We start from the raw sequence: 14,301 nt of genomic DNA, 5'->3' as shown, positions 1-14,301 counted from the left end.
GGAGGCGGACACGTACGAGATGCTGCTGGGACTACGACCGGCAGGGTCACCCTTCCGTCCGGTCCTCCTCCGTACTGTCTTCCTCCGCCAGGACGCGCTGTGCCGCCGCGAACGCCGAGTTGGCCGCCGGAACCCCGCAGTACACGGCCGTCTGGAGCAGCACCGCGCCGATCTCCTCGGGGGTGAGCCCGTTGCGGCGAGCGGCCCGGACATGCATCGCCAGCTCGTCGTAGTGGCCGTGCGCGACCAGCGCCGTCAGCGTGATCATGCTGCGCTCGCGCCGGGTGAGCGTCGGGTCGGTCCAGATCTCGCCCCACGCGTAGCGCGAGATGAAGTCCTGGAAACGGGCCGTGAAGGGCGTCTGGCGCGACTGGGCCCGGTCCACGTGCGCGTCACCGAGCACCTGCCGCCGCACCTCCATGCCCCGCAGGGGCACCGCCCCGAAGTGCGGGCGCAGCGCGGCCAGTACGGCCTCCGGGCACTGCGCGACCGCCAGATGCGAGGCGCCCGGCAGCTCGACGAGCGTCGCACCGGGCACGGCGTCCGCGATCTCCCGCAGATGGGCCGGGGGAGTGGCCGGGTCCTGCCGTCCGGCGACGAGCAGCGTGGGCACACCGATCTCGGCCAGCCGGTCGCGCAGGTCGAAGGCGCCCAGCGCGTCGCAGCAGGCGGCGTACGCGTCAGGATCGGCGTTCCGGTGATCCGCCACCAGCTCCGGCACGGTGAACCCGGACGTGAACCAGCGCGCGTCGGCACTCTCCGCGAGCCCGGCCAGCCCCTCGCTCCGCACCAGTGCGGCCCGCTCCTCCCACGGCTTGCTGCCGTTGAAGTGGGCCGAGGAGCAGAGCACGGCGAGCGAGGACACGCGCTCGGGGTGGTGGAGGGCCAGATGCAGACCGACGGCACCGCCCAACGACACGCCCGCGTAGGCGAATTGCTCGATCCCGAGCGAGTCGGCGAGGGCGAGTACCAGCGCGGCGAGATCACCGACGGTGGCCCCCGGTCCGATCAGGCCGGGCGCCGAACCCCCGTGCCCCGGCAGGTCCCAGCGGACCACGCGATGCGTGACGGACAGCTCGGGCGCCACCTTGTCCCAGAGGGCGTACGACGTCCCGAGCGAGGGCCCGAGCAGCAGCGGGGGAGCGGTGGCGGAGCCCTCGACGCGGTGGTGCAGCAGCTTGTCGGTCACGGTCGCTCCAGAGCACGGTCGGTGAGGTCTCCGGCGGAGCCGGTGTAACGGGCGGGGTCGGTCAGGTCGTCGAGAGGGAGATCCTTCAACTCCGGCTCCTCGGCGAGGAGTTCGGCAAGCGTCCGGCCCTCGGAGTAGGTACGGGCGGCCACTTCGGTGAGCAGGGCCTTCGCACGGGCCCGGCCCAGCACGGGCGCGAGTTCGGCGGCCAGCCGCTCGGAGACGATCAACCCGTGGGTGAGACCCAGGTGTTGGTGCATGGTGTCCGCGTGGACCCGCAGTCCCCCGGTCAGTTCGACGGCGTCCCTGGCGGCGCCTCCGGTGACCCGCAACAGCTCCCTGAGCGGCTCCCACTCGGCGTGCCAGGCACCGGCCGGCCGCTCGTCCTCGGCGACGAGAGCGCCGTACAGGGTGGCCGCGAGCTGCGGTGCGCGCCGGGCGGCGGCCGCGATCAGCGTCGACCGTACGGGATTTGCCTTGTGCGGCATCGCGGACGAACCGCCGCCGCTGCCCTCGGACACCTCGGCGATCTCGGTACGGGCGAGGGTGAGTACGTCGGCGGCGATCTTCCCGAGGGCGCCCGCGGTGAAGGCGAGTGCTCCGGCGAGATCCGCGACGGGGGTCCGCAGGGTGTGCCAGGGCAACAGCGGTTCGGCAAGGCCGAGTTCACGGGCGTAGGCGGCGACAAGGGCCTGTGAGTCGGTGGTTCCGTACGCGGCGAACGCGGCCAACGTGCCTGCGGCGCCGCCGAGTTGGGCGGGGAGTGTGTGACGTACGGCCGTCAGACGGTCGTGTGCGTCCAGGACCAGCGAGCGCCAGCCCGCCGCCTTCAAGCCGAAGGTCGTCGGTACGGCGTGCTGGGTGAGGGTGCGGCCCGGCATCGCGGTGTCGCGGTGCTCGGCGGCGAGCCGGGCGAGGGCCCGGGCGGTGCGGTCGAGGTCCGCGAGGACCAGGTCCAGGGTGCGGGCGGCGACCAGCATCGTCGCCGTGTCCAGGATGTCCTGGCTGGTGGCACCCCGGTGGACGTACGGCCCGTACTCCGCGCCGACCGCCGCCGTCAGGTCCGCGACCAGCGGGATCACCGGGTTGCCGCCGGACCGGGCGCGCAGCGCGATCGACCGTACGTCGAAGGAGGCTGCCTGGTCGGCTGCCGCGTCGACCGCCGTGGCCGCCTCCGCCGGAGCCAGCCCCAGCCCGGCCTGGGCACGGGTCAGCGCGGCCTCGGCGTCCAGCAGCGCCCGTAGATACGCGGTGTCGCTCGTCGCGGAGGCCGCCGGGGAACCGGCCCACCCGGGGGAGAGCAGGCCGGTGTCGGCGTCGTCGGTGGTAGCGGCATCGGCAGGTGGTGTCACTCGAACTCCAGGAAGACCGTCTCGCCCTCGCCCTGAAGGCGGATGTCGAAACGGTACGTCCGCCGGTCGCCCTCGGCGGCGATCAGCGTGGCGCGCCGCTCGGCGGACAGGGAGTCGAGCAGCGGGTCGGCGCCGTCCGCCAGATACGCCCGCGTGTACAGGTGGTGCAGCAGACCGCGCGCGAACACGCACACGCTGATGTACGGCAGACCGGAGTTGCCCGGGGGCAGTGTGTACAGGGCGAAATGGCCGTCGGCGTCCGTGGCGACCCGACCGAAGCCCGTGAAGTCGGTGCCGTTGCGGCCCAGATAGCCGCCCGTCACCGGGTTGCGGCGCAGGGAGCCGGGGGCGCCGGTCAGAGAGCCGTCGGGCGCCGCCTGCCAGAACTCCAGCAGGGCGTCGGGGATCGGGTCGCCCTCGCCGTCCAGGACGTACCCGTGGACGGTGATCGTGTCCGGGTGGCCCTTGGGCGCGACCTGCTCGCCCTCGGGGAAGGGGAGGGCGTACCCGTAGAAGGGGCCGACGGTGTGGGACGGGGTGGGGAGAAGGTTCTCCGGGGACTCCGGGGACTCCGGGGACTCCGGGGACTCCGGGGTCTCCGTCGGGGACAGCTGGGACTTCTGGGAGACGCTCATCAGTCGCGGCCTTCTTCGATCCAGGTGGCGGAGGGACCGTCGAGGACGATGTCCCACTCGTAGCCGAGCGAGAACTCGGGCTGGGACAGGTCGTGGTTGTACTGGGCGACCAGCCGGTCACGGGCGGCCTCGTCGGTCACCGAGCGCAGGATCGGGTCGTAGCGGAACAGCGGGTCGTTCGGGAAGTACATCTGGGTCACGAGCCGCTGCGTGAACGCCGTGCCGAACACCGAGAAGTGGATGTGTGCGGGCCGCCACGCGTTGGTGTGGTTGCGCCACGGGTACGCGCCCGGCTTGATCGTCGTGAACTTGTACCGTCCCTGAGCATCCGTCAGGACCCGCCCCACACCGGTGAAGTTGGGGTCGAGCGGCGCCGGGTGCTGGTCCCGCAGATGTGCGTACCGGCCGGAGGCGTTGGCCTGCCACAGCTCGATCAACTGGCCGCGCACGGGACGCCCGTTGCGGTCGAGGAGCCGGCCGGAGACGGTGATGCGCTCGCCGAGCGGCTCGCCCTGGTGCTGGACGGTGAGGTCGCTGTCGATGTCGGTGATGTCGGTGGCACCGAACACCGGCCCCGACAGCTCGACCGTCTCCGGGTCCCCGCCGTTCACCGCGACCAGCGGCTGTTTCGGGTAGCGCAGCAGCGAACTGCGGTACGGGGCGTAGTCGCGTGGCGGATGGTTCTGTACGGGGGCGCCTTCGGCGACGGCCTTGTCGTAGGCGTCCTGGAGGTCGCCCATTTCGTTGTCGATGTCCGACTGGGTGAGAGCCATGGGGAGTTCCTAGCGTTCGAGGACGAGGGCGAGGCCCTGGCCGACGCCGATGCAGAGGGTGGCCACACCGACTCCCGTGCCCTGGCGGGCGAGTTGGTGGGCGACGGTTGTGGCGAGGCGGGCGCCGGATGCGCCGAGCGGGTGGCCGAGGGCGATGGCGCCGCCCTGGGGGTTGAGGATGGCGGGGTCGAACTCGGGCCATTCGGCGACGCATCCGAGGACCTGGGCGGCGAACGCCTCGTTGAGTTCGAGGGTGGTCAGGTCGTCGAATGTCCTGCCGGCTTTGGCGAGGGCGCGGTTGACGGCTTCGACGGGGGCGAGGCCGAAGTAGTCCGGGTCGAGCGCGGAGACGCCGGTGGCGGAGATGCGGGCGAGGGGTTCGCGGCCGGTGGCCTTCAGGCCCTCCTCGTCGGTGAGGAGGAGGGCGGCGGCGCCGTCGTTGAGGGGGGAGGCGTTGCCCGCGGTGACCGTGCCGCCCTCCGTGCGGAAGGACGGCTTCAGCTTGGCCATGGCGGCGAGGGAGGCGTCGGCGCGGACGCATTCGTCGGCGCCGAAGACGACCGGGTCGCCCTTGCGCTGGGGGATGGTCACGGGGGCGAGTTCGGCGTCGAACAGGCCCGCCTGCTGTGCTGCGGCGGCCTTGTGGTGGCTGGCGAGGGCGAACTCGTCCTGCTGCTCCCGGGTGATCTTGTGCTTGTCGGCGATCAACTCCGCGCTCTCGCCGAGGGGGATGGTCCACTGCGGGTCCATCTTCGGGTTGGTCATGCGCCAGCCGAGGGTGGTCGAGTACAGCTCGGTGTGCCCGGCGGGGAAGGCGCGGTCGTTCTTGGGCAGGACGTAGGGCGCGCGGGTCATCGACTCGACACCGCCGGCCAGGGCGATGGAGGCGTCGCCGAGGGCGATGGCGCGGGCGGCCTGGATGACGGCTTCGAGGCCGGAGGCGCACAGGCGGTTGACCGTGACTCCGGGGACGGAGGTGGGCAGGCCAGCGAGGAGGGCGGCCATGCGGGCGACGTTGCGGTTCTCCTCGCCGGCGCCGTTGGCGTTGCCGAAGTACACGTCCTCGATCCGGGCAGGGTCCAGGCCGGGCGTACGGGCGAGGAGTGCGCGGAGGGCGTGGGCGCCGAGGTCGTCCGGGCGCACCGAGGCCAGGGCGCCGTTGTAGCGGCCGATCGGGGTGCGGACGGCGTCGACGATGTAGACGTCCTTGAGGCCGCGGGACAGGCCGTGCGTCATGGCTGGATCTCCTCGGGGATGCGGATCTTCGCGGCGGTCTTCGTCACGATCTCCTCGGCCGTGACACCCGGCGCCCTCTCGACGAGCACCAGCCCGCCGGTGGTGACGTCGAGAACACCCAGATCGGTGATGACCCGGTTCACACACGCCCTGCCGGTGAGCGGCAGTTCACACTGCTCCAGGATCTTCGGAGAGCCGTCCTTCGCGGTGTGCGTCATGACGACGATGACCGTGCGGGCCCCGTGGACGAGGTCCATGGCGCCGCCGATCCCGGTGATCAGCTTCCCGGGGATGGCCCAGTTCGCCAGGTCGCCGCCCGCCGAGACCTGCATCGCGCCCAGCACGGCGACGTCGATGTGCCCGCCCCGGATCATCCCGAAGGACAGCGCCGAGTCGAAGAAGGAAGCCCCCGGCAGGACGGTCACGGTCTCCTTGCCCGCGTTGATCAGGTCGGGGTCGACCTGGTCGTCGGTGGGGTAGGGGCCGGTGCCCAGGATGCCGTTCTCCGACTCCAGGACCACCTCCACCCCCGCAGGGAGGTAGTTGGGGATCAGCGTCGGCAACCCGATGCCCAGGTTCACGTACTGCCCGTCGCGCAGTTCGCGGGCGGCACGGGCGGCCATCTGTTCACGTGTCCAGGCCATCAGCTGCTCACCGTCCGCTGCTCGATCTTCTTGTCGGCCGCCTGCCCGGGCGTCAGCGCGATCACCCGCTGCACGAAGATGCCCGGCAGATGCACGGCGTCCGGGTCGATGGCGCCCGGCTCGACCAGCTCCTCCACCTCGGCGACGGTGATCCGGCCGGCCATGGCGGAGAGGGGGTTGAAGTTCCGGGTGGACTTGCTGAACACCAGATTCCCGTGCCGGTCGCCCTTCGCCGCCCGCACCAGCGCGAAGTCGGTACGGATCCCCCGCTCCAGCACATACTCGATGCCGTCGAACTCCCGCACCTCCTTCGCCGGCGAGGCCAGCGAGACACCCCCCTGGCCGTCGTAGCGCCAGGGCAGTCCGCCCTCCGCGACCTGGGTGCCCACCCCGGCCGGAGTGAAGAAGGCCGGGATGCCGGCCCCGCCGGCCCGCAGCCGCTCCGCCAGCGTGCCCTGCGGGATCAGCTCCACCTCCAGCTCACCCGCCAGATACTGCCGCGCGAACTCCTTGTTCGCACCGATGTACGAACCCGTCACCCGGGCGATCCGGCCCGCCGCGAGCAGCACCGCCAGACCCGACTCCATGGCACCGCAGTTGTTCGACACCACCGACAACCCCGCGACCCCGCGCTCGTACAACGCCTGGATCAGCACGTTCGGCACACCGCTCAGCCCGAAACCACCCACCGCGAGCGACGCACCGTCCGGCACATCGGCCACCGCCTCCAAAGCCGTGGCGACCACCTTGTCCATCCGTGAAGCCCCATCTCTTCCGAGCGTCTTCCAAGCGTGCTCTGTGCGTGTCCCGTGCGCGATTACTCAGGGCACTGAGTATTTCGGCGAGGTTTCCCTCACGCTGCCACTCGCTGGTCATGCCGTCAAGAGGTGCGAGAAAACAGCAGGTGGAGGCCGTATCGACAAGCTGGAGACAGGGTGGGCGTCGGGCTGTATCGTCAGTACACCAACGAAATTCTGCGCGCTCAAGCAGACGACCCCAGGAGCGGACATGGCCGCGGTGGACCTCTCCACCCACCCCGGGCACCTCGCCCGGCGACTCCAGCAGGCGCACTACCTGCTGTGGAACACGATGGTCTCCGAGGAGATCACCTCACCGCAGTTCGCGGTCCTGAACGCGCTGGTCGCCGAACCCGGCATGGACCAGCGCACGGTCGGGGAGCGGGTGGGCCTCGACCGGTCCACGGTCGCCGAGGTCGTCAGCAGGCTCGGCCGCCGGGCCCTCATCGACAAGGTGCGCGACCCGGAGGACGGCCGCCGCTCCCTGCTGCGCCCCACGGACGACGGTGTGCGCACCCACCGCAAGCTGACCGTGCGGACGGCCCGGATGAACCAGGTCTTCCTGGCCCCGCTCTCCGCCGCCGAACAGGCCGTGTTCCTCGACCTGATCCAGCGCGTAGCCGACGCGGCGGAAGGCCTGCGCAACCCGGCGGAACCGCTCGCCTCCCAGCGCTGACCTGGTTCCCTCCCTGCCACCGGGTCCGCTGAGCGGACCTGGAACGGATACCGTGCAGGGCGAGACCGCCGCACGGACCAGGGGACGGCCGGTCAGGAGCCGAGGAGGAACAGGAATGGCAGCCGGAGCATCCGGGGCAGGGACCGCGACCGAGTCCGAACCCGCGGGGATGCGTACCGTCCAGCGGGCCATCGACATTCTCGGGCTCTTCGACGAGGTCCGTCCCGCGCTGACCATCCGCGAGATCGTCAGCGCCTCCGGTCTGCCGAAGACCACCGTGCTGCGCCTGCTCCAGACCCTGCGGCTCAACGGACTCCTCTGGGTCGACGAGCACGGCCGCTACATCGCGGGCCCCGCGCTCCTGCGCTGGTCCCGGCTCGCCGAACAGGCCTGGCGGCTCCCGGCCATGGCTCAGGCCCTGCTGCGCGACCTCGCCGCCGAGCACAAGGAGACCGTGCATCTGTACGTACGGCGGGACATCCGCCGGGTCTGCATCGCTCAGGAGGAGGGACCGCAGGCGCTGCGCCAGGTCGTGCGCGTGGGCGACGAACTCCCGCTCTGGGCGGGCGGCGTGGCCAAGGCCCTGCTTCTCGACGCCCCGGACGCGTTGCTGCTCCGGGTCGCGGAGGCCTCACCGTACGGCGCCGGACATCTGACGACCCTGCGGCGCTGGATCGAGGAGGCCCGCGACCACGGGTATGCCGTCAGCCACGGCGAGCGCGAGGAGGGTCTGTCTGCGGTGGCCGTTCCGGTACGGGGGAGGAGCGGGGCCGTGGTGGCCGCGCTGTCCTTCGGTGGACCGAGTACACGGTTCACGGAGGAGCGGGTGGCGCGATTCGCGGGGGCGCTGCGCGGGGCGGCGGGGGAGCTGGGGCGGGCGGGGTTGCCGTTCGAAGCGTGAGGTGGTCGGTCGGGGCCGGCGATGGAACAGTGTTGGTCCGCTGGCCGGACCAAGCGTTCCGCTGTACGGACTATCAGGGTTACCCTGGAAGCCCGCACAGCGCGCCACCCGGTACGGAAGGCGAACCCCCGTGAGCCCGACCCTCGTCACCCGGCCCCCGCACACCCCCGCCGACTGGTGGGTCACCGCAGACCAGGCCCGCCGCACGGCGCAGGACGGTCTCGCCGATGCCGCGACGGCGCCCGACCTGCTGCGTACGCTCGCCGAACTGGACCGCGCCCGTCGTGCCTCGCTCGTCGCCGCCGGAGCGGCCGCCGAGGCACTGCTCGCTGCCGGGACAGGCTGGCCGGAGATTGCGGCGGCCCTCGGTCTCGCCTCGGCCGAGGAGGCGCGGGAGGTGCTCGGCGCTGCCCGGGCGGACGCGGAGTCGGCGATCGAGGAACGCCTGGGCCACCGCGCCTGAGCCCTACGCGGCGCCTGAGCCCTGCGCGCGGTCGGACTCGGTCAGGCCGTCGCGAACACCACCCACACCTGCCCCTGCGCGAAGTTCACCGGCGTGCCGTCCGCCGTCGTGAAGTCCGTCCCGTCCGTGGCTGCCCCGCGCCGCCACTCCACCTCGAACACCCGTCCGTCGCGCAGGACTTGGGCCCGGCCCGAGCCCACGGTCTGGGTGTACGGGGAGTTGTTGCCGAGGACGTCGTGGAACCGCGACTCGCGCACCTTCACGTACTGCACGACGACCGTCGGAGTGGCGAGGCGCTTGCCGTCGGTCGCGAGGGTCGGGGTGCCGTCCATCGACACCAGCCAGCCGTGCCGGTCCGCGGCCCAGGTGAAGGTGAAGCGCGCCGACGGGAAGCGGACGGTGCGCGACTTCGCCGGGGTCCCGCCCTCGGGGGCGGCGCCGTACCGGAAGCCGGTCGTCAGCGCGGCCGCTCCGGGCACGGCGTCGAGCAGCCGCTGCGGTCGCAGGTAAAGGTTGTGCGGCGCCACCTTGCCGGCGCCCCGGTAGTAGGCGCCGGAAGCGGCCGCCGACGGCGACTCGGCGTTCAGCGGCGCCTTGTCGATCAGCGGCAGCAGCTTGCCCTGGGCGCCGGAGAAGGCGAGCGTCGGCTCGTGGAACTGGCGGAGCAGCTCCAGGTCGGACTCGCGTGCGCTGCGTACCGGCCCGACGGCCTTCGGCAGCCGCGTCGCGTACACCGCCATCAGCCGGCTCAGACCGCCCTCGACCTGCTCGGCGTACACGATGTCCGCCGCCTCCAGGCCCGTCTGCGGGCGGGCCGCGGGGACGTTGTCGATCTTCACGGCGAGGGCCGAGCCGACGCTCATCGGGTCGTGCCCCTCGGATTCGCGCTGGTCGGGCTCCTGGCTGCGGCTGTGGGTCTGCCCGCGCCCGTCGTCGGAGGGGCGGTCGTCCGAGGTGCAGCCGGCCATCAGGGAGGCCGTCACCGCGGCCGCCGCCACCAGCGCCGCCGTGGCCGTTCCGCGGCGCCGTGTGCGTGCCGTTCGCGCGATCTGTCGCATGTCCACCGTCGCCACCAGTCCGTATCTCTACGATTGTGCGCTTATCTGTTCATTGGTGGCCATACCCGATTGATTCTGATCGCGCGGGGCGAAGGGGTCGAACGGCCCACGGCTGAGGTTCCCCGGCGGTGGCCTCAGCCCTCCGGACCGAGGATCTCCGAGAGGTCGTACCCCACCGGCTCCTCCAACTGGTCGTACGTGCAGCTGTCGGCCGTACGGTCCGGGCGCCAGCGGCGGAAACGGGCCGTGTGCCGGAAGCGCACGCCGTTCTCCATGTGGTCGTACGCCACCTCGGCCACCAGTTCGGGCCGCAACGGGATCCATGAGAAGTCCTTCTTCGTCGACCACCGGCTCGGCGCCCCCGGCAGCCGCGAGGCCTCGTGCGCCGCCTCGTCCGCCCAGGCGGCCCACGGATGGTCGCTCACGTCCGCCAGCCGCAGCGGCTCCAGTTCCTCGACGAGTTCGGCCCGCCGCTTCATCGGGAACGCGGCGCTCACCCCGACGTGCTGGAGGGTGCCCCGGGCGTCGTACAGCCCGAGCAGCAGCGAACCCACGATCGGCCCGCTCTTGTGCAGCCGGTACCCGGCGACCACGACATCGGCCGTCCGCTCGTGCTTGACCTTGAACATGGCCCGCTCGTCCTGCCGGTAGAGCAGGCTGAGCGGCTTGGCGATGACCCCGTCGAGCCCCGCCCCCTCGTACTGCTCGAACCAGCGCTGCGCGACCTCGATGTCGGTGGTCGCCGGCGCCACATGCACGGGCGCGGTCACGCCGGACAAGGCCATGGTGAGCAGCGCGCGCCGGTCGGTCAGCGGAACGTCGAGGAGCGACTCGTCGGCCAGCGCCAGCAGATCGAACGCGACGAACGAGGCGGGCGTCCGCTCGGCCAGCGTCCGCACCCGGGACGCGGCCGGGTGGATCCGCTCGGTCAGCGCGTCGAAGTCGAGCCGCCCACCGAGCGCGATCACGATCTCCCCGTCCAGCACGCAGCGCTCGGGCAACCGCTCCAGCAGGGCGGCCACCAGTTCGGGAAAGTACCTGGTCAGGGACTTGCCGGTGCGGCTCCCGATCTCGACTTCGGCCCCGTCCCGGAACACGATGGCCCGGAAGCCGTCCCACTTCGCCTCGTAGTGCATGTCCGGGGGGATCCTGGCGACGGACTTGGCGAGCATGGGTTTTACGGGGGGCATGACCGGGAGATCCATGGTTCGATTCTGCGCGCCCCCGCCCGTAATCGCCCGGTATGCGAGCTTCACGCGGGACGCCTACCGTGGCTCCCATGGGCGAAGCGGTGGAGTTGGAGGCGTTCGGGCGGACGGTACGGCTGTCCAGCCCGGGCAAGGTCTTCTTTCCGGAGCGTGGGTTCACCAAGCTCGATCTCGCCCAGTACTACCTCGCCGTCGGCCCCGGCATCCTGCGTGCGCTGCGCGACCGGCCCACCACCCTGGAGCGGTACCCGGACGGGGTGGCCGGGGAGAACTTCTTCCAGAAGCGGGCGCCCAAGAACATGCCCGACTGGATTCCGACCGCCCACATCACCTTTCCCAGCGGTCGCAGCGCCGACGAGATGTGTCCGACCGAGGTCGCCGCCGTGCTGTGGGCCGCCCAGTTCGGGACTCTCACCTTCCATCCGTGGCCGGTGCGGCGTGCCGATGTCGACAGTCCCGACGAACTTCGGATCGACCTCGATCCGCAGCCGGGAACGGACTACGGCGACGCCGTCCGGGCCGCGCACGAACTGCGGGCCGTGCTCGACGAGTTCGGGGGGCTGCGCGGCTGGCCCAAGACCTCCGGCGGGCGGGGGCTGCATGTCTTCGTGCCGATCGAGCCGCGGTGGACGTTCACGCAGGTGCGGCGGGCGGCGATCGCCGTCGGGCGGGAGCTGGAGCGGCGGATGCCGGAGCAGGTGACGACCAAGTGGTGGAAGGAGGAACGCGGGGAGCGGATCTTCGTCGACTACAACCAGACCGCGAGGGACCGCACCATCGCTTCCGCCTACTCCGTACGGCCTCGGCCGCACGCCCCTGTCTCGGCGCCGTTGACGTGGGACGAGGTCGGTGACGCGCAGCCCCGCGACTTCGACCTCGCCACCATGCCCGAGCGGTTCGCCCGACTCGGCGACGTGCACGGCGACATGGACGACCACGCCTTCTCCCTCGACGCCCTGCTCGAACTCGCCCGCCGCGACGAACACGAGCACGGACTCGGCGATCTGCCGTATCCGCCGGAGTACCCGAAGATGCCGGGTGAGCCCAAACGTGTGCAGCCAAGTCGGGCCCGGAAGGACTGAGTTCGCCGACTTGGCTGCCACGGAGACTGCCTAGTTCTCTCTGACTCGCCTTTCTGTCAAGGGTGTTGGAGGTATCGCCCGTCTCACAGGTCCTTGATCCGGATGTCCCGGTACGAGACCACGTCGGTCGTGCCGTGCACCTGGAGGCCGATGTATCCGGACGCGAACCGCCGCCCGTCCGTGCCCGGGTCGTCCGAGCGGGGCGGGGTGAAGTCCTGGCCGCCGTTGTTGTCGAACTCGTTGATCAGGACGCCGTTGCGGTAGATCGAGTAGTGCTGGTCGACCACCCGGATCTCGTAGTCGTTCCAGGTGCCCTTCTGGGTGACCCCGGCCCCGGCGAGCCCTACGCGGTCGAAGCCGTAGATCGAGCCCGTCTTGTACATGTCGCCGTCGGGCCGGTCGAGCACCTGCACCTCGTGCCCGTACTTGATGGCGACCCACTCCGGGCGTGCCTCCTCCGGGTGGTCGTGGACCCACGGGAAGCGCACGAACACACCGGAGTTGGCGTTGCCCGTGCCCGGTGCGTCGTCACGCCACTGGAGCTTGAGGGAGAAGTCCCCGTACTTCCGCTCCGGGAACCACAGCATGCCCAGACCCCCGACCGTCGTGCCGCTGGTGATCGACCCGTCGCCGTTCGGCGCGAACGAACCGCCGCCCACCTGCTGCCACTTGGCGAAGGCCGCGGCCGTACCGTCCAGGATCGTGCGGTAGCCCTCGGTCTGGCCCGGCTTGCCGATGCCGGACTCGCGGGCCGCCTCGTCGATCGCCGCGTCCTCACGCTCGTCGATGGCGCCGTCCTTGAAGAGCTGGTCGAGGACGGTCCGTACGTGCTTGAGGAACAGGGCGTGGGACGTCCATTCGCGTTCGTCCTCGATCAACTCGCCTATCCGGCAACGGTTGTTCGTCACCCGGTTCGGCACACCCGAGTCGACCGTGCCGACGATCACCGTCAACCGCTCGTCGTACTCGGGGCAGTTGGGCGCCGGAACCCCGCCGCCCGCCACGATCGTGAGGCTCACCGAGCGGGCGTCGCTGGTGTTGCCCGCCTTGTCGCTCGCCCGGTACGTCACGGTGTGCGCGCCCGCCCGGTCGACCACCACCGGCGCGGTGTACGCCAGATAGGGACCGCCGTCGAGCGAGTACTCGACCGTGGCGACACCCGAGCCGCCGTGGTCCGTGGCGCTGATGGTCACCTTGGCGGTGTTGACGTAGGCGCCGTTCGCGTTCCGGGTGCCCTCGACTGTCACGCCGGTCACCGGAGGAGTCGTGTCCTCGGCGGGCTGTGCGACGACCGTGAACGCGACGCTCTTCTCGGCGGAGACGTTGCCCGCCTTGTCGGTGGCGCGGTATCGGACGGTGTGACTGCCGACCTGATGCACCATCACCGGCCCGGTGTACGGCTGCCAACTCCCGCTGTTCACCGCGTACTCGACGGTGTTGACCCCGGACCCGGTGTCCGACGCGGAGACGGTCACCGTCGCCATGTCGAGATACGCCCCGTCCGGGTTCTGCTCGCCGCTCACCGTCGCCGAGGTCTCCGGTGGCGCCGTGTCCTCCGTCGGCGGCGGGACCACGGTGAACGCGACGCTCTTCTCGGCGGCCGCGTTGCCCGCCTTGTCGAACGCCCGGTAGCGCACCGCATGGTCACCGACCTGGTCGATCACCACCGGCGTGGTGTACGCCTGCCACGCGCCGTCCGCCCCGACCGCGTACTCGACCCGGTCGACGCCCGAACCCGCGTCGGTCGCGCCGATCGCCACGCTCGCCGAACCGACGTACTGGCCCTGGGAGTTCTGTGCGCCGGTCACGGTCGCCGAGGTCTCCGGGGCCGTCGTGTCGGAGCCGGAGCCCTCCGTCACCACGAGAATGCCCTGCATCTGGCCGTGGCCCGGGATCGTGCAGTAGTAGCGGTAGCGGCCGGGGGTGAGCGTGACCTCGGCGGTGTGCCGGCCGCCCTGGTCGTCGTTCGGGTTGGCCAGGATGTTGAGTGGCACGTCGTTGTTGTACTCGGGGTCGACGACGTCGAACGTCAACGTGTGCGGCATTCCCATGGTGCTGCCGGTCGCCGTGCTGTTCTCGAAGACGATCGTCGTCGCGCCCGCCACGGCGGTTGCCGGTGCGGAGGCGTACTTCGTGATGTCGTCGCCCGCCGTCCAGGTGAGGACCTGAGCGGCGGCGGGCTCGGCCGTCGGCTCGGCAGCGGTGCGTGCCCCCGCCGCCGACGTCAGTCCGAGGACCATCAACAGGGACGCCAACAGGGCCGTCCAGAGGTGTCTGCGTCCGCGTG

At 71.3% G+C, this 14,301-nt stretch carries 14 protein-coding genes; 4 read left to right on the top strand and 10 right to left on the bottom strand.

The annotated features are described in order from the left end of the window. Nucleotides 1–46: 46 nt before the first annotated feature. Genes pcaD through OG787_RS06020 form a run of 7 tightly spaced genes read right to left on the bottom strand, consistent with a single transcriptional unit; the run spans nt 47 to nt 6,584 of the window. Nucleotides 47–1,189, bottom strand: coding sequence for a 3-oxoadipate enol-lactonase (gene pcaD, locus OG787_RS06050; RefSeq protein WP_369031855.1), 1,143 nt, complete (start codon nt 1,187–1,189; stop codon nt 47–49). Continuing rightward, nucleotides 1,186–2,541 carry a 3-carboxy-cis,cis-muconate cycloisomerase gene (gene pcaB / locus OG787_RS06045; protein WP_405534496.1) on the bottom strand — a complete coding sequence of 452 codons (1,356 nt, stop codon included), beginning with the start codon at nt 2,539–2,541 and terminating at the stop codon, nt 1,186–1,188. Before pcaB ends, pcaD begins: the two co-directional genes overlap by 4 nt. Beyond that, nucleotides 2,538–3,176 carry a protocatechuate 3,4-dioxygenase subunit alpha gene (gene pcaG / locus OG787_RS06040; protein WP_405534495.1) on the bottom strand — a complete coding sequence of 213 codons (639 nt, stop codon included), beginning with the start codon at nt 3,174–3,176 and terminating at the stop codon, nt 2,538–2,540. Before pcaG ends, pcaB begins: the two co-directional genes overlap by 4 nt. Continuing rightward, the gene (pcaH, locus tag OG787_RS06035; protein ID WP_369031858.1) at nt 3,176–3,949 is read right to left on the bottom strand and encodes a protocatechuate 3,4-dioxygenase subunit beta; all 774 of its coding nucleotides are present in this window, start codon (nt 3,947–3,949) and stop codon (nt 3,176–3,178) included. The genes pcaG and pcaH overlap by 1 nt, the downstream gene beginning before the upstream one ends. Before the next feature lie 9 nt (nt 3,950–3,958). Then, nucleotides 3,959–5,185 (bottom strand): thiolase family protein, encoded by a 1,227-nt coding sequence (locus OG787_RS06030; RefSeq protein WP_405534494.1) that lies wholly within the window; start codon nt 5,183–5,185, stop codon nt 3,959–3,961. Further along, nucleotides 5,182–5,829 (bottom strand): CoA transferase subunit B, encoded by a 648-nt coding sequence (locus OG787_RS06025; protein ID WP_405534493.1) that lies wholly within the window; start codon nt 5,827–5,829, stop codon nt 5,182–5,184. Before OG787_RS06025 ends, OG787_RS06030 begins: the two co-directional genes overlap by 4 nt. Continuing rightward, on the bottom strand, nt 5,829–6,584 hold the full coding sequence (locus OG787_RS06020; RefSeq protein WP_405534492.1) for a CoA transferase subunit A: 756 nt from the start codon (nt 6,582–6,584) through the stop codon (nt 5,829–5,831). The genes OG787_RS06025 and OG787_RS06020 overlap by 1 nt, the downstream gene beginning before the upstream one ends. A 253-nt stretch (nt 6,585–6,837) precedes the next feature. On the opposite strand from OG787_RS06020, the gene OG787_RS06015 reads away from it, so the two are divergent. From OG787_RS06015 to OG787_RS06005, 3 genes are all read left to right on the top strand, one after another. Beyond that, entirely contained in the window at nt 6,838–7,302 is a 465-nt protein-coding gene (locus OG787_RS06015) for a MarR family winged helix-turn-helix transcriptional regulator (RefSeq protein WP_369031033.1), read from the top strand. A 115-nt stretch (nt 7,303–7,417) separates the two neighbouring features. Next, on the top strand, nt 7,418–8,203 hold the full coding sequence (locus OG787_RS06010) for an IclR family transcriptional regulator (RefSeq protein WP_405534491.1): 786 nt from the start codon (nt 7,418–7,420) through the stop codon (nt 8,201–8,203). Nucleotides 8,204–8,333: 130 nt separating this feature from the next. Continuing rightward, a complete protein-coding gene (locus OG787_RS06005) occupies nt 8,334–8,666 on the top strand; it encodes a hypothetical protein (protein WP_405534490.1) in 333 nt (110 codons plus the stop codon). A gap of 41 nt (nt 8,667–8,707) precedes the next feature. Here the strand turns inward: OG787_RS06005 and OG787_RS06000 are convergent, their stop codons facing one another. Together OG787_RS06000 and OG787_RS05995 are read right to left on the bottom strand one after the other, a co-directional pair. Beyond that, the gene (locus OG787_RS06000; RefSeq protein ID WP_405534489.1) at nt 8,708–9,724 is read right to left on the bottom strand and encodes a DUF3048 domain-containing protein; all 1,017 of its coding nucleotides are present in this window, start codon (nt 9,722–9,724) and stop codon (nt 8,708–8,710) included. Nucleotides 9,725–9,858: 134 nt separating this feature from the next. After that, nucleotides 9,859–10,929, bottom strand: coding sequence for an ATP-dependent DNA ligase (locus OG787_RS05995; RefSeq protein ID WP_405534488.1), 1,071 nt, complete (start codon nt 10,927–10,929; stop codon nt 9,859–9,861). A 74-nt stretch (nt 10,930–11,003) separates the two neighbouring features. Here OG787_RS05995 and ligD point away from each other — a divergent pair, with 74 nt between their 5' ends. Continuing rightward, entirely contained in the window at nt 11,004–12,014 is a 1,011-nt protein-coding gene (gene ligD / locus OG787_RS05990; protein ID WP_369031028.1) for a non-homologous end-joining DNA ligase, read from the top strand. Between the two features lie 83 nt (nt 12,015–12,097). Here ligD and OG787_RS05985 read toward each other — a convergent pair whose 3' ends face one another. Then, nucleotides 12,098–14,254: an OmpL47-type beta-barrel domain-containing protein gene (locus tag OG787_RS05985; protein WP_405540429.1), complete on the bottom strand. Its 2,157-nt coding sequence runs from the start codon at nt 14,252–14,254 to the stop codon at nt 12,098–12,100. Nucleotides 14,255–14,301: the final 47 nt, after the last annotated feature.

The organism is Streptomyces sp. NBC_00075 (genome assembly GCF_045041225.1).
GTDB lineage: Bacteria > Actinomycetota > Actinomycetes > Streptomycetales > Streptomycetaceae > Streptomyces > Streptomyces adonidis.
The sequence above is the reverse complement of the archived record's forward strand: the minus strand, read 5'-3'. Positions and strand labels throughout refer to the sequence as shown.

Excerpts from the sequence above, each read along its gene's own strand:
- pcaG (WP_405534495.1), bottom strand. The coding sequence starts at position 3,176 with ATGAGCGTCTCCCAGAAGTCCCAGCTGTCCCCGACGGAGACCCCGGAG.
- pcaH (WP_369031858.1), bottom strand. The coding sequence starts at position 3,949 with ATGGCTCTCACCCAGTCGGACATCGACAACGAAATGGGCGACCTCCAG.
- OG787_RS06030 (WP_405534494.1), bottom strand. The coding sequence starts at position 5,185 with ATGACGCACGGCCTGTCCCGCGGCCTCAAGGACGTCTACATCGTCGAC.
- OG787_RS06025 (WP_405534493.1), bottom strand. The coding sequence starts at position 5,829 with ATGGCCTGGACACGTGAACAGATGGCCGCCCGTGCCGCCCGCGAACTG.
- OG787_RS06020 (WP_405534492.1), bottom strand. The coding sequence starts at position 6,584 with ATGGACAAGGTGGTCGCCACGGCTTTGGAGGCGGTGGCCGATGTGCCG.
- OG787_RS06015 (WP_369031033.1), top strand. The coding sequence starts at position 6,838 with ATGGCCGCGGTGGACCTCTCCACCCACCCCGGGCACCTCGCCCGGCGA.
- OG787_RS06010 (WP_405534491.1), top strand. The coding sequence starts at position 7,418 with ATGGCAGCCGGAGCATCCGGGGCAGGGACCGCGACCGAGTCCGAACCC.
- OG787_RS06000 (WP_405534489.1), bottom strand. The coding sequence starts at position 9,724 with ATGCGACAGATCGCGCGAACGGCACGCACACGGCGCCGCGGAACGGCC.
- OG787_RS05995 (WP_405534488.1), bottom strand. The coding sequence starts at position 10,929 with ATGGATCTCCCGGTCATGCCCCCCGTAAAACCCATGCTCGCCAAGTCC.
- ligD (WP_369031028.1), top strand. The coding sequence starts at position 11,004 with ATGGGCGAAGCGGTGGAGTTGGAGGCGTTCGGGCGGACGGTACGGCTG.
- OG787_RS05985 (WP_405540429.1), bottom strand. The coding sequence starts at position 14,254 with ATGGTCCTCGGACTGACGTCGGCGGCGGGGGCACGCACCGCTGCCGAG.